Below are 13,481 nucleotides of genomic sequence, written 5' to 3'. Positions count from 1 at the left end.
GGTCCCCATAGGACAAATTTCGTCCTATGGGGACCCCTCATGACACATCAGGGAGTCGCGAAGCCGTTCTGCCGCCAAGCCTCGTAGACGCTGATCGCCGCCGTGTTGGCCAGGTTCAGCGACCGGCTGGTCGGCAGCATCGGCAGCCGCACGCGGTCGGTGACCTGCGGGGCCTCCTGAACGTCGGGAGGCAGCCCGGCCGACTCCGGCCCGAACATCAGCACGTCACCGGGCCGATACGCGACGTCGGTGTGCAGCCGCGTCGCCGAAGCGCTGAACGCGTAGACCCGCGCGGGGAGCAAAGCCGCCCACGCCGCGTCGAGGTCGGCGTGGACGTGGACCCGCGCGAGGTCGTGGTAGTCGAGGCCCGCGCGGCGCAGCTGCTTGTCCTCCAGCGTGAAACCGAGCGGCTCCACCAGATGGAGTGCGCAGCCGGTGTTCGCGGTCAAGCGGATCGCGTTACCCGTGTTGGGTGGGATTTCCGGACGGTAGAACAGAATGCGGAACACGAGGGTTGATCGTCTTTCGTTCACGGGCGCTTCGCCTGAGGGCGGCCGGGGGGCCATGTACGCGGACGAGCATGAGGCCGCCCGTGACCATCCCACCACAGGAGGGCTCCATGCCTTCGCTCCCTCACCCCCTGTCGCGGCGTCGCTTCCTCGGTTATGGCTCCGCCGGCGCGGCCGCCGTCCTGCTGGGGACCGGTGCCTGGAACGCCGCCGGCGCGATGCCGCTCGCGAGCGGCTCCGGTAATCCCTTCACACTCGGCGTCGCGTCGGGCGACCCGTTGCCCGGCGGGGTCGTGCTGTGGACCCGGCTCGCGCCGCGGCCCTACGAAGCCGACGGTTTCGGCGGTATGCCGCGTAAACCGGTGCGCGTCGAGTACGAGGTCTCGCTCGACGAGCGGTTCCGCGGCGTGATCCGCCGCGGCTCGGTGGTGGCCACACCCGAACTCGGCCACTCCGTGCACCCCGAGATCCACGGCCTCGCACCGGATCACCAGTATTTCTACCGCTTCCGCGCGGGCGGCGAGATCTCGCCGGTCGGCCGCACGCGGACGGCGCCGGTCGCGTGGTCGTCCCCGCGTGAGCTCAACTTCGCGTTCGCGTCCTGCCAGAACTGGGAGGCAGGGCACTTCACCGCCTACCACCACATGGCCGCCGAGGACCTCGACCTCGTCGTGCACTTGGGTGACTACCTGTACGAGAGCGGCGTCACGGGCGTCGGGCGCGGGACGCCGGTGGGAGCGCAGTTCAAGGGCGAGACCTTCGACCTCGCGCGTTACCGGCTGCAGTACGCGCTTTACAAATCCGAAGCGCCGCTGATCGCCGCGCACGCCGCCTTCCCGTGGATCCACGTCAACGACGACCACGAGGTGGAGAACAACTGGGCAGGCGACATCTCCCAGGTCGACACCGAACCCGACCAGGACCCGGCGGTGTTCCGTCAGCGGCGCGCCCAGGCGTTCCAGGCGATGTACGAGCACTTGCCGTACCGGATCGCCCAGCTGCCGAAGGGGCCGGACGCGCGTCTGCATCGGCGGCTCAGCTACGGCACGCTGGCCGACTTCACCATGCTCGACACCCGCCAGTACCGCGACGACCAGCCGTGCGGTGACGGGCAGTCGGCCGACTGCACCGACCGCTTCGACCAGGACCGCACCCTGCTCGGCGCGGAGCAGCGGAAATGGCTGCTCGACGGCTTTTCCCGGTCTCACGCGCGGTGGCAGATCCTCGGCAACCAGGCACCGATGGGCCAGACCGACACCGACGCCGGCGACGCGACCAACGTGTACCTCGACCCGTGGGACGGCTACGTCGCCGACCGCGACCGCGTACTCGCCGCCGCGCAGGACCGGGGGGTGCGGAACCTGGTGGTCATCACCGGGGACCGGCACCAGAACTACGCCTGGGACCTCAAGCGCGACTTCGGCGACCCGGGTTCACCCACGGTGGCGAGCGAGTTCGTCGGGACGTCGATCACCAGCGGCGGCAACGGCGCCGACATGACGCCGGGCGGCGAGACGCTGCTGAAGGCCAACCCGCATATGAAGTTCTTCAACAACCAGCGCGGGTACGTCCGGGTCAACGTCACCCGGCAGCGCTGGCAGAGCGACTTCCGGGTGGTGCCGTTCGTGAACAAGCCCGGCGCGCCGATCAGCACGCGGGCGAGCTACGTGGTCGAGGACCGCAGGCCAGGTGTTCAGTCCGCCTGAGCGGGCAGGAAGGCGGCGTACGCCTCGCGCACGGACGCGGGCGGCGCCGCCTTCCGGAGTGTCACCGGGTCGACGAACACGTAGCGGTTGGTCGCTTCGGTGCAGATCGTGCCGTCCCGGCGGATCTCGAAATCGATGATCAACGACGTCGTGCCGAGATGCTTCAGGAACGCGGACACGACCAGTTCGTCGTCGTAGCGGCAGGGCGCGCGGTAGCGGAGGTTCGATTCGGCGACCACGACGTCGGCACCGTGGGCGAGTGCCTCGTCATGGGAGCCGAAGAGGGCTCGTTCGACCTCGAAGGTGGCCATGTCGAGGTAGGCGAGGTAGTTCGCGTTGAAGACGATGCCCTGTCCGTCGCACTCGTGGTAGCGCACCCGCAGCGGCATTTCGATGATCGGTGTGGTCACGTCGCCAACTTAGTGGCCCCCTTCCCTCGGCTCAGCCGAGGGAAGGGGGCCTTCACGGCGGGTCAGTCGATGAAGTCGATATTCGGATGCAGCGGGGATTCCCCGTCGAACAGGTGCCGGTCACGGCCCTTCAGGTGCAGGTCGAAGAACGCGCCGACGTAGTCCCGTTGCGCCGCCAGGGAACGGCGAGGATCGATGGTGCCGATGGCCGCCACGCGCTTCTCCGGCGTCACCCGCGAGCCGAGCTGAGGCACGACCGTCTGCAGATCGCTGTACGCCATATGCGTGCTGCCGCCGCTCAGGAGCAGGTCCCGCTTCCAGCCTCGCTGGTTGGCCCAGAAGTCCGCCCAGCTGCGGTCGAATTCCGGGGTGCGGTGCGTGTGCTGAAGCGGCTTCCCGGTCTCGTCGACTCCCTCGGCACCCATCAGCATGAACGGCCGGTCCAGGCCGCGTTTCGTGACCTCGCCCGGGATATAGGCACTTCCCGGGGGATTGCCGGACGCCGTCGCCATCGCGCCGTCCAGGTTGATCCCGGCGTCGACGCGGCGGTCGTGGACCATCGTCTCACCCGCCGTGAACCCGCCGTAGGAATGCCCGTAGGCACCGACCTTCGACAGGTCGAGCGACCAGCCGAGCCCGCGAGGGAGCGGCCGGTTCTCCGCGTCCGGGTTCTGTCCCCGCGTGATCTTCGCGAGCTGGTCGAGGACGAACCGGCTGTCACCGACCCGCACGTCGAGTGCCTTCTTCATGAACTCGGGAGTGAACTCCGGCGAGAGCGCGGTTTCCAGTCGTCCGCCGGGGAATTCGACGGCCGCGCTCTCGAAGGTGTGCGAGAGCGAGACGACGACGTACCCGCGGCTCGCCAGGTCGTCGACGAGGGCCGTGTACGTCTCCCGTGGGCCGCCGAAGCCCGGCGAGAAGAGCACCACCGGCTTCGGTGCGCCGGGCGCTGTGGGGACGCCGACTTCGGCCCTGCGCTTCGCCGACGTCCAGTCGATGGAGCCTGCCGGGAGACCGAGGGAGTCCTCGCTCGCCAGCCCCTGGTCGACGACGGCACCCATGGCAGGACTGACCCACGGCGCCCGCGGGCCGTCGGCGAACCGGTCCGCCGGATAGGTCACGGTGACCATGAGCTCCCGGCGCCGCTCCGGTTTCCACGGATCGGGCCGGGCCTGGTCGACGAGGTGGAGATCGGTCGTGCCGATGTCGTACTGGCCGGTGAGGGCGGGGACGGCAAGTTTGGCCTGCTCCGCCGCGAGGGCGGGGGCGGTCGTGGCGAGCCCGCCGACGAGCGTGAGGCCCGCGACCAGCGCCGAACCCCGCACCACCCTGGTGTGTCTCGATGACACTGATGGAGTCCTTCCGGATCGGGGCGGCCGGATGGGCCGCCTGTTTCCGACCCTGGCAGCGCTCCGGTACTACGCGCATCACTCTGGAGATGGAGCCGGACTCACCCGTGAAGGGCACGGTAAGCCGACGCGGCTCCGGGATGCAGTGGCACTTTGCCCGTGCCGATCAGCGTCCGGACGTCGAGGAACTGCGTCCCGACGGCGGGTGCCGGGACGAGGTCGGCGGCATGTCCGGCCAGTACCCGCGTCACCGCGGCAGCGACGTCCTCGGGCAGCGAAGGCGCCGCCAGCAACAGGTTCGCGACGCCGATAGTCCGCAGTTCGCCGACTCCTCGATAGGCCTGCGCCGGGACGTGGACCTGGTCGTACACCGGGCCGTAGCCCGCACGCAGCGCGGGGAGGTGCGCGTCGAGGGGGAGGAGGGTGATCGCGGTGGTCCGGTTCAGCTCGGTGAGTGCCGGTGTCGGGATCCCGCCGGACCAGAACAACGCGTCGACCTCATGCGCCACCAGCGCGTTGATTGCTTCCCCGAGCAGGAGGTTCTTCGCGGCCACCGGGACACCGGCGCGGGCGAAGAGCCGGGTGCTGAACACCGCCACGCCGGATCCGCTCGCGCCCATCGCCACCGGCCGTCCGGCCAGGTCGGAAAGGGAGCGCACGCCGCCGTCCGCGCGGACCACGAGCTGGTGGTAGTTCTCGTAGACGCGGCCGATGGCCGAGAACGCGATCGGCACGGAGAACGGATCCGCTCCGGCGAACGCGGCTTCGGCGACGTCGCCGAGGACGAGCCCGAGATCGGCCCGGCCGTCCCGCAGGCGCCGCACGTTTTCGACGCTGGCTTCGGTCGCGACGGCCGTGGCGCGCAGCCGTGGTTCGGCCCGGTTGAGCTGTTCGGCCAGCAGTTCCGCGAACGCGAGGTAGAAGCCGCCGCTCTCACCGGCCGCGATCATGACCTCGCGTTCCGGGCCTTGGTAACCCGACGTCGAACAGCCCGCGAGCGTGGCGAGCCCGGCGAGGATCGCGGTGCGCCTGGTGACGGTCATGACCTGTTCCCGGTGACGAGGGGGAGTTCGACGCGCACTTCGAGTCCACGCGGTTCCGCCTGGCGCAGTTCGAGTTTCCCGCCGCGGGCGAGCACGTGCTGGCTGGCGATCGAGAGGCCGAGCCCGGTTCCCCGCGGCGCGCCGTCGCCACCGGCACGCCAGAAGCGTTCCGTCGCACGCTCCCGGTCCTCTGTGGACAGTCCGGGTCCGTTGTCGGACACGAAGACCGTGGCCGTCCCGTCGCCCGTCTCGTAGCCGGTGGTGATGGTCGCGCCGCGTCCGGCGTAGTGCACCGCGTTGTCCAGCAGGACGTCGAGGATCTGCGCGAGGTCGCCTTCCGGGCAGCGCACGGTCAGCGGAGCGTGGTGGCCTTCCGACGCCGCCAGTTCGACCCCCGCGTCGTCCGCCGACGGACGCCACGCGTCGACCCGTTCCGCGAGCACGTAAGGAAGATCGCAGGGTTCGTCGCCCGCTTCCCCGGCGGCCAGCCGGGTCGCGGCGCTTTCGGCGAGCGCCAGCGCGAGCAGACCGTCGAGCAGCGACTCCAGACGTTCGACCTCCGCGACGGTCGCGCGGTAGGCCCGCTGGCCTTCGCCGTCGACCTGCGCGGCGAGCGAATCGACCCGCAACCGCAAGGCTGCCATGGGATTCCGCAGCTGATGCGACGCGTCCGCGACGAGTCGTCGCTGCTGTTCGGACGCCTCGACGACCGCGTCCGACATCCGGTTGAACGACGTCGCGAGCGACCGCAGCTCGCGAGGGCCTGCCCGGTCGGGGACCTGCGCGCGGTGTCCTTCGGTGACCGCCTGCACACCGGTCTCCAGTTCGTGCAGCGGCCGCACCATCCACCGCGCCAGCAGGACCGCGAGCAGCACGAACACCGCCGCCACCAGCACCGCGCCCGCGACGATCGCGGCCCAGCGCGTGGTGAGGTCGGCCGCCGCCGTCGTCACGGACGCCCCCAGCACGACCACTCCCGCCACCCGCGTCCCGGTGCCGACCGGACGGGCGAAGTAGACCGGATCCGCTGACCACGGGCTCAGCTGCTCGGGGCCTTTGGCAGGCTGGTTCCGCAACGCTGATTCGACGAGTGAACGCACCACGGGTTCGGCGGCGGTCATCCCGCCGGTTTCGACCAGCGGCACCCCGCGTGCGTCGACCACGACGACGGCCTCGCCGTATAACGACGAATACCGCGCTGCGTCGGCCGCCAGCGCGGCCGGGTCTCCGGCGTCGACAGCCTGCTGGGCGAGGACGACGAACCGGTCGACGTCGGCGTTTCGCGCGATGACGAGTTGCTGGGTCCGCTGCGCGGCGGTCGACCCGAACAGCGGGATCGCGAACGCGGCGACCACGGTCAGCGCGAGCGCGACCAGGACGACCAGCAGCCGGGTGCGCACCGGTCAGTCCCGGCCGAGGCGGTAGCCGAAACCCCGGATGGTGGTCAGCACCCCCGGCCGGTCGAGCTTCGCGCGCAGCTGGGTCAGGTGCACGTCCAGCGAACGGGAGACGGCGAGGTATGCGTCGCCCCAGACCTCGTCCATCAGCTGCTGACGGCTCACCGCGGTACCCGGCCGCGCGGCGAGTACGGCCAGGACGGCGAATTCCTTGGTGGTGAGCCCGATGTCGGCCCCGCCGACCAGTACCCGCCGTGCCCCGAGGTCGATTTCGACGTCCTCGACGCGGACGACGTCGTCCTGGGGCGCGGCCGAAAGGGCGGCGCGGCGCACGACCGCGTCCATCCTCGCCAGCAGTTCGGCGAGGCGAACCGGTTTGGTCAGGTAGTCGTCGGCGCCGAGCCGCAGCCCGCGCACCACGGACCGCTCGTCACCGCGTGCGGTGAGGATCAGCACCGGCACCAGCGACACCTGACGCACCTTCCTGAGTACGTCGAGCCCGTCCATGTCGGGCAGGCCGAGATCCAGCAGGATCACGTCGGCCGCGCGGTGCCGGTGCAGCGCGTCGCAGCCCCGGACCGCGTGGGAGACGGTGTGGCCGCGCGTCTGCAACGCTTCGGCGAGCGCGTCAGCGACACCGGCGTCGTCTTCGACAAGCAGCACCCGCACGGCCATACCTTCCCGCCTAGCCTTCGCGGCCGGACACCGGCTCGGGCTCCGGTTTCTTCTCGAGCTCCGAGGTCTTCGAGGTTTCCCGCATTGTGCCGTACACGATCAGCGACACCAGGACACAGCCCGCGACGTAGTAGAAGAACACCGATTCGTGGCCGGCGCCCTTCAGCGCCTGCGCGATGAGCTCGGCGGTGCCGCCGAAGATCGCCACGGTGAGCGCGTACGGGAGACCGACGCCGATGGCGCGGATCTTCGTCGGGAACAGCTCGGCCTTCACGATCGCGTTGATCGAGGTGTACCCGGTGACGATCACCAGTCCGGCCAGCATCAGCAGGAAGGCGAAGATCGGTTCCTTGGTCCCGCCCATCAGCGTCATGATCGGGACGGTCAGCAGCGTGCCCGCGATGCCGAAGAACAACAGCAGCGGACGGCGGCCGATACGGTCCGACAGCTTCCCCGCCAGTGGTTGCAGGATCGCGGCGACGAGGATCGCCGAGAACAGGATCAGCGTGACCGTCCGGCGCGGGATGCCGGCGGTGTTCTCCATGAACTTCTGGCTGTAGGTGGCGAAGGTGTAGAACGACACCGTGCCGCCGAGGGTGAGGCCGACGACGAGCGCGATCTCCTTGGGGTACTTGGCGAGCGCGCGCAGCGTGCCCTTCTCGCCCGCTTCCTTGCCGGTGCCGGACGCCTTCGACTCTTCGAAGCTGGCCGACTCGTCCATCCCCCGGCGCAGGACCATCACCACGACCGCGGCGAACGCGCCGACGACGAACGCGATCCGCCAGCCCCAGGACGTCAGCTGGGCCTCGGTGAGGACCGCCTGCAGCAGCAACTGGAGGCCGAGCGCCAGCAACTGGCCGCCGTACAGCGTCACGTACTGGAAGCTGGAGTAGAAGCCGCGTTTGCCGGGAGTGGCCACTTCGGACAGATAGGTCGCGGACGTCGAATACTCGCCGCCGACCGAGAGTCCCTGGACGAGCCGGGCCACCAGAAGGAGGATCGGCGCGGCGATCCCGATCGTGGCGTAGGTCGGGATCACCGCGATCATCAACGATCCCGCGGCCATCAACGTGACGGAAAGCACGAGTGCGCTTCGCCGCCCGAACCGATCGGCGAACCGGCCCAGCATCCAGCCGCCGAGCGGCCGCATGAGGAACCCGACGGCGAACACCGCCGCCGTGCCGAGGAACGCCGCCGTCGTGTCCTTGGTGGGGAAGAAGGACTTGGCGAAATAGGTGCTGAAAGCGGCGTAGGCGTACCAGTCGTACCATTCGACCAGGTTGCCGATGGAGCCGCGCAGCACGTTGCCGACGACTCGCTTCTCGCTGACGGGCGGCGACGCTTCGCCGATCCGGGTTGTCATCTTTGACCTCCTGTGTTCCGGCTCACGGTGAACAATCCGTGACGGCCGGGCAAGGTTTCGGCGCGGTTCCTAACATCCGCTTAGGACGATCGTGGTTACCCGGAGGTAGAGGTGGCGCGGCTCCGGCGGGTCCCGGGTGAGCCGATAACCTCAGTGCGTCAGCGGGACGATGACGAGGCGAGGAGAGCTCTGTGGGACGGTCGGTACTGGTCACCGGCGGCAACCGCGGTATCGGTTTGGCGATCGCGAAGGACCTCGCGGCGCAGGGGCACAAGGTCGCGATCACGCACCGTGGCTCCGGCGCGCCCGAAGGACTCTTCGGAGTGCAGGCCGACGTCACGGACGCCGAGCAGATCGACGCCGCCTTCAAGCTCGTCGAGGAGCACCAGGGTCCTGTCGAGGTCCTGGTCGCGAACGCCGGGATGACCGACGACACCCTCCTCATGCGCATGAGCGAGGAGCAGTTCACCCGCGTGGTGGACGCGAACCTCACCGGCGCCTACCGGGTCGCCAAACGCGCCTCCCGCGGCATGCTGCGCGGCAAATGGGGCCGCTACATCTTCATCTCGTCCGTCGTCGGCCTCACCGGCTCGGCGGGCCAGGTCAACTACGCGGCGAGCAAGGCCGGTCTCGTCGGTCTCGCCCGCTCGCTGGCGCGTGAGCTGGGCTCACGCAACATCACCTCGAACGTCATCGCCCCTGGTTTCGTCGCCACGGACATGACCGACGAACTCGGCGAGGACCGCAAGAAGGAGATCCTCGCCCAGATTCCCTCCGGCCGGTACGCCGAGCCGTCGGAGATCGCCGCCGCCGTCCGCTACCTCGCCTCCGAAGAGGCCGGGTACGTCAACGGCGCGGTACTGCCGGTCGACGGCGGCCTCGGCATGGGCCACTGACGTCCCCCTTTTTCCGTACTGATCACCCACTCCGGACTGGAGGTCCTGTGCCAGGACTGCTCGAAGGCAAGCGACTGCTGATCACCGGCGTCATCACCGACGCCTCGCTCGCGTTCCACGCGGCCAAGATCGCGCAGCAAGAGGGCGCGAAGGTCGTGCTCACCGGCTTCGGCAGGCTGTCGCTCGTCGAGCGCATCGCCAAGCGTCTCCCCGAAGAGGCGCCGGTGCTGGAGCTGGACGTCACCAACCAGGAGCACCTGGACTCGCTCGCCGACCGCGTCCGTGAGCACGTCGACGGGCTCGACGGGGTGCTGCACTCCATCGGGTTCGCCCCGCAGTCCTGCCTCGGCGCGCCTTTCCTGGACGCTCCGAGCGAGGACGTGAAGGTGGCCGTCGACGTTTCGGCGTACTCCTTCAAGGCCCTTGCCGTGGCGACGCTTCCGCTGCTCTCGCGCGGTGCGTCGATCGTCGGCATGGATTTCGACGCGCGTGTCGCGTGGCCCGTCTACAACTGGATGGGCGTGGCGAAGGCGGCGCTGGAGTCGGTGAACCGGTACCTGGCGCGCGACCTCGGCCCGCAGGGCATCCGGGTCAACCTGGTCAGCGCCGGCCCGATGAAGACGATGGCCGCGAAGTCGATCCCCGGTTTCTCCGAACTGGAGGAGGGCTGGGGCGACCGCGCGCCGCTCGGCTGGGACAGCTCCGACCCGGACCCGACGGCGAAGTCGGTCTGCGCCGTGTTGTCGGACTGGCTGCCCGCCACGACCGGCTCGATGATCATGGTCGACGGCGGAGTGCACGCCCTCGGCATCTGAGGTCTCTTCTTGCGCGTGAAGGCCTCCTTCCCTCGTCCATCCATGCCCCCGCCGCCGCCCTCAACGGACGCGCTGGCGCGCGGCAGAGCTGGATCCAACCGAGGGAAGGAGGCCTTCACGCGCGTTGAGTGAGCACGGCTCGGGTTCGTTCGGACATGATTCCCTCTTTCCTTACTGCGTAACGGGTTCGCGGAGCAGGCGGGTGTCGTCGGTGCGCTGGACACCGGCGGCGAAGGTGAGCGCGAGCATGGTGGCGACGCCGAGACCGACGCTCACCCACGCGACGCTCGGGTAGCCGAGATTCGCGTCGATCGACTCGCCGCCGAGCCACGGGCCGATGGTGTTGCCGACGTTGAACGCGGCCGTCGTACTCGCGCCGACGAGCGTGGGCGCGTTGCCCGCCACGGCGAACGCGCGGACGTTCAGTGCGGGGTTGACGCCGAATCCGGCGACGCCGAACAGGAACACGGAGAAGATCGCGAGTGGTGTTCCCGGGCCGGAGACCGCCAGCAGGACCAAGGCGAGCAGGGCGACGGCGAGCCCGCCGTAGAGCGTCACGAACGGCCTCGCGTCCGCGAGCCGCCCGCCGGCCGTGATGCCGATCAGCGCGCCGAGCCCGAAAAGCGAGAGCACGCCGGGTACCCAGCTTTCCGGCAGCCCACTGACTTCGGTCAGCAGTGGCGCGAGATAGCTGAAGGTCGCGAAGATCATTGCCTGGGCGAGGGCGATCACACCCAGTGCCAGCCAGAACCGGCCGCCTCGGTAGAGCCGCAGCTCCGTCTTGATGTCGGTCTTGGCGCCGTCCTGGGTTTCCGGGACGAGGGCGAACACGCCGATCAACGCGATGACGGTCAAGGCCGCGACCGCCCAGAACGCCGCGCGCCAGCCCGCGTGCTGGCCGAGGAAGGTCCCGGCGGGAACGCCGGCGATGTTCGCGATGGTGAGCCCGCCGACCAGGATGGCCATCGCGCGGCCCCGGCGTTCCACCGGTACCAGCGCGATGGCGGTGGCCGCCCCGACGGCCCAGAATCCGGCGCAGGCGACCGCGCTGACGACGCGGGTCGCGAAGAGCAGGGCGTACCCCGAACCCAGCGCACCCACGACGTGCGAGAGCCCGAAGACGACGAGCAGCGCCATCAATGTCGCACGCCTCGGCACGCGAAGGGTGGCTATCGCGAGCAGGGGAGCGCCGACGACCATGCCGATCGCGAAGGCGGAGATCAGCAGGCCGGCTTCGGGGATGCCGACGTTCAGATCGGCCGCCATCCCCGGCAGCAGGCCGGTGATCATGAACTCGGACGTGCCGAGCGCGAATACGCTCAATCCGAGTACGCGGACTGCCAAAGGCACGGGATTTCCTCCAGTTTTGTATCGTTCAGTCCAAAATGTGGGCAGCGTCGCACCCGGGCTTTGTTTCGGCTTACTTCGCCGCTATGGCGCTCAGCGCGATGTCGGCGACCGCCTGCAGGGCGGCTCGCCGGGCGCCGCGCCGGGACATCAGCCGGAGTCCGGCGACAGTGCTGTGCGCGAACTCGGCGAGATCGGCGGGCTCGCGGGAACGGTCGACGGTCCCGTCAAGCTGTCCTTCTCTGGCGCAGGCCGTGAGCACGGCGAGATGCCGCTCGGTGTCGGCGTCGATCCGCGCCTTGACCTCGGGGTCGCGATCGCCGAACTCGGCGACGGTGTTGACCACGAGGCAGCCGCGGCCGTGGGTCTCGTCTTCCTCGGCGATGGTGAACGAGAACAACGCGCGAAACCGCTCGATCCCGGTGCCGTCGGCTTCCAGCAGCGCCGTCCTGGTGACGATGCCGCGATCGGCGTAATGGTCGAGTGCGCGCATGAACAGTTCGTGCTTGCTGGTGAAGGTGTTGTAGATGCTGCTGCGGCCAAGGCCGGTGGCTTCGCAGAGGGCCTGCGTCGACGTGCCCTCGTAGCCGCGCACCCAGAACGCGTCCATGGCGCGCCCGATCGCTGCGCGCTCGTCGAATTCCCTCGGCCTGGCCATGGAAATGACCGTACCAGGTTTTGGATCGCCCAGTTCAAAACGGGCCGGGTCAGCGTGCGGGGCGCCACAACGGCAAGATGGCAGGGTGGGTTACGACGCGCTGCTTTGGCTTTCGTTCGGTGGTCCCGAGGGGCCCGACGAGGTGATGCCGTTCCTGGAGAACGTCACGCGGGGCCGGGGGGTCCCGAGGGAACGACTGCTCGAGGTCGCCGAGCATTACCAGCACTTCGGCGGGGTCTCGCCGATCAACCGCCTGAACCGGGACGCCATCTCCGCGGTGGAGAAGCAACTCGCGAAGGCCGGGATCGACCTGCCCGTCCACTTCGGCAACCGCAACTGGCAGCCGATGGTCGAGGACACGCTGGCGGCGATCACCAAGGCGGGCGCTCGGCGTGTCCTGGTCTTCCCCACAAGCGCGTACGGCGGCTACTCCGCCTGCCGCCAGTACGACGAGGACATCGAGCGCGCCCGCGCGGCGGTGGGCGACGGGGCGCCGGAACTGGTGAAGCTGCGGCAGTTCTTCGACCACCCGTTGTTCGTCGGCGCCATCGCCGACGCCGTCCGTGCCGCACACGCGGAACTGGGGAACCGGCCAGGGACCAGGACGGTCTTCTGCGCCCACTCCGTACCCGAATCCGCCGACGCCGCGTCCGGCCCGCCCTCGGAAGGCGGCCGCCGCTATTCGCGCCAGATCGCCGAAGCCGCCCGTCTCGTCGCGGCCGAAGCGGGAATCGAGACCTACGACGTCGTCTGGCAGTCGCGCTCCGGCCCGCCGCAGGTGCCGTGGCTGGAACCGGACATCGTCGACCACATCGACGCCCTGCACGCGGAAGGCGTCACTTCGGTCGTCGTCTGCCCGGTGGGCTTCGTGTCCGACCACCTCGAAGTGATCTGGGACCTCGACAACGAGGCGGCCGAGCGGGCAGCGGAGCTGGAAATGGGCTTCGCGCGTGCCGCCACGCCGGATACGGACCCGCGGTTCGCGGAGCTCGTCGTGGAGCTGATTCGTGAGCACACGGAAGGCCTGCCCGCGCGGAAGCTGTCGCCGTTCCCGGCGGCTGGGTGCACAGTGAATGGAGCGCCCTGCGCTGTTGGGTGCTGCGAGCCTGCGAAACGACCCTCGCGTCCGTAGCCGATCTGTCTCGCGCTCCCTTGGGGGGTACGACCCGCCGGTGTGGTGGCACCCGCGCGCGTTCGCCTGGTCGTGAAGTTTCGGCCCAATAGTGCGGCTTGAAGTACATGAAGGCCCCCTTCCCGTTCCGCCCGCGGACCATCGAATTGGGGACATACCTCGGAATCCGGCGTGGCGGTGC

General features: G+C 69.4%; 13 protein-coding genes. 4 read left to right on the top strand and 9 right to left on the bottom strand.

Annotation, left to right across the window (positions count from 1 at the left end; genetic code table 11):
- Positions 1-47 precede the first annotated feature (47 nt).
- Complete coding sequence (locus AB0M65_RS35295) at positions 48-509, bottom strand: tRNA (cytidine(34)-2'-O)-methyltransferase (RefSeq protein WP_364037874.1); 462 nt, start codon at positions 507-509, stop codon at positions 48-50.
- A 110-nt stretch (positions 510-619) separates the two neighbouring features.
- Between AB0M65_RS35295 and AB0M65_RS35290 the strand changes: the two genes are divergently transcribed.
- Entirely contained in the window at positions 620-2,215 is a 1,596-nt protein-coding gene (locus tag AB0M65_RS35290; RefSeq protein ID WP_364037871.1) for an alkaline phosphatase D family protein, read from the top strand.
- On the opposite strand, the gene AB0M65_RS35285 is transcribed toward AB0M65_RS35290, so the two are convergent.
- The 6 genes from AB0M65_RS35285 to AB0M65_RS35260 form a co-directional block, all read right to left on the bottom strand.
- Complete coding sequence (locus AB0M65_RS35285; protein WP_364037877.1) at positions 2,203-2,604, bottom strand: thioesterase family protein; 402 nt, start codon at positions 2,602-2,604, stop codon at positions 2,203-2,205. The genes AB0M65_RS35290 and AB0M65_RS35285 overlap by 13 nt on opposite strands.
- Positions 2,605-2,687: 83 nt before the next feature.
- The gene (locus AB0M65_RS35280) at positions 2,688-3,974 is read right to left on the bottom strand and encodes a lipase (protein ID WP_364037868.1); all 1,287 of its coding nucleotides are present in this window, start codon (positions 3,972-3,974) and stop codon (positions 2,688-2,690) included.
- Positions 3,975-4,075: 101 nt separating this feature from the next.
- A complete protein-coding gene (locus AB0M65_RS35275; protein WP_364037865.1) occupies positions 4,076-5,017 on the bottom strand; it encodes a TAXI family TRAP transporter solute-binding subunit in 942 nt (313 codons plus the stop codon).
- On the bottom strand, positions 5,014-6,417 hold the full coding sequence (locus tag AB0M65_RS35270; RefSeq protein ID WP_364037862.1) for a HAMP domain-containing sensor histidine kinase: 1,404 nt from the start codon (positions 6,415-6,417) through the stop codon (positions 5,014-5,016). The genes AB0M65_RS35275 and AB0M65_RS35270 overlap by 4 nt, the downstream gene beginning before the upstream one ends.
- Positions 6,418-6,420: 3 nt before the next feature.
- On the bottom strand, positions 6,421-7,089 hold the full coding sequence (locus tag AB0M65_RS35265) for a response regulator transcription factor (protein ID WP_364037859.1): 669 nt from the start codon (positions 7,087-7,089) through the stop codon (positions 6,421-6,423).
- A gap of 10 nt (positions 7,090-7,099) precedes the next feature.
- Positions 7,100-8,452, bottom strand: a complete 1,353-nt coding sequence (locus AB0M65_RS35260) for an MFS transporter (protein ID WP_364037856.1) — start codon at positions 8,450-8,452, stop codon at positions 7,100-7,102.
- 191 nt (positions 8,453-8,643) lie between these two features.
- Between AB0M65_RS35260 and AB0M65_RS35255 the strand changes: the two genes are divergently transcribed.
- Together AB0M65_RS35255 and fabI are read left to right on the top strand one after the other, a co-directional pair.
- The gene (locus AB0M65_RS35255; protein WP_364037853.1) at positions 8,644-9,348 is read left to right on the top strand and encodes a beta-ketoacyl-ACP reductase; all 705 of its coding nucleotides are present in this window, start codon (positions 8,644-8,646) and stop codon (positions 9,346-9,348) included.
- A gap of 47 nt (positions 9,349-9,395) precedes the next feature.
- Positions 9,396-10,163 carry an enoyl-ACP reductase FabI gene (gene fabI / locus AB0M65_RS35250; protein WP_364037850.1) on the top strand — a complete coding sequence of 256 codons (768 nt, stop codon included), beginning with the start codon at positions 9,396-9,398 and terminating at the stop codon, positions 10,161-10,163.
- A 171-nt stretch (positions 10,164-10,334) separates the two neighbouring features.
- On the opposite strand, the gene AB0M65_RS35245 is transcribed toward fabI, so the two are convergent.
- Both AB0M65_RS35245 and AB0M65_RS35240 read right to left on the bottom strand, forming a co-directional pair.
- Positions 10,335-11,513, bottom strand: coding sequence for a Cmx/CmrA family chloramphenicol efflux MFS transporter (locus AB0M65_RS35245; protein WP_364037847.1), 1,179 nt, complete (start codon positions 11,511-11,513; stop codon positions 10,335-10,337).
- 70 nt (positions 11,514-11,583) lie between these two features.
- Entirely contained in the window at positions 11,584-12,168 is a 585-nt protein-coding gene (locus AB0M65_RS35240) for a TetR/AcrR family transcriptional regulator (protein WP_364037844.1), read from the bottom strand.
- A gap of 85 nt (positions 12,169-12,253) precedes the next feature.
- Between AB0M65_RS35240 and AB0M65_RS35235 the strand changes: the two genes are divergently transcribed.
- A complete protein-coding gene (locus AB0M65_RS35235; protein WP_364037841.1) occupies positions 12,254-13,300 on the top strand; it encodes a ferrochelatase in 1,047 nt (348 codons plus the stop codon).
- Positions 13,301-13,481: the final 181 nt, after the last annotated feature.

It is taken from the genome of Amycolatopsis sp. NPDC051071, from assembly GCF_040682875.1.
Classification (GTDB): Bacteria; Actinomycetota; Actinomycetes; order Mycobacteriales; family Pseudonocardiaceae; genus Amycolatopsis.
The sequence above is the reverse complement of the archived record's forward strand: the minus strand, read 5'-3'. Positions and strand labels throughout refer to the sequence as shown.

Bases quoted from the DNA above. Each gene is read 5' to 3' on its own strand.
- AB0M65_RS35290 (WP_364037871.1), top strand. From the start codon at position 620: ATGCCTTCGCTCCCTCACCCCCTGTCGCGGCGTCGCTTCCTCGGTTAT.
- AB0M65_RS35260 (WP_364037856.1), bottom strand. From the start codon at position 8,452: ATGACAACCCGGATCGGCGAAGCGTCGCCGCCCGTCAGCGAGAAGCGA.
- AB0M65_RS35240 (WP_364037844.1), bottom strand. From the start codon at position 12,168: ATGGCCAGGCCGAGGGAATTCGACGAGCGCGCAGCGATCGGGCGCGCC.
- AB0M65_RS35275 (WP_364037865.1), bottom strand. From the start codon at position 5,017: ATGACCGTCACCAGGCGCACCGCGATCCTCGCCGGGCTCGCCACGCTC.
- AB0M65_RS35265 (WP_364037859.1), bottom strand. From the start codon at position 7,089: ATGGCCGTGCGGGTGCTGCTTGTCGAAGACGACGCCGGTGTCGCTGAC.
- AB0M65_RS35285 (WP_364037877.1), bottom strand. From the start codon at position 2,604: ATGCCGCTGCGGGTGCGCTACCACGAGTGCGACGGACAGGGCATCGTC.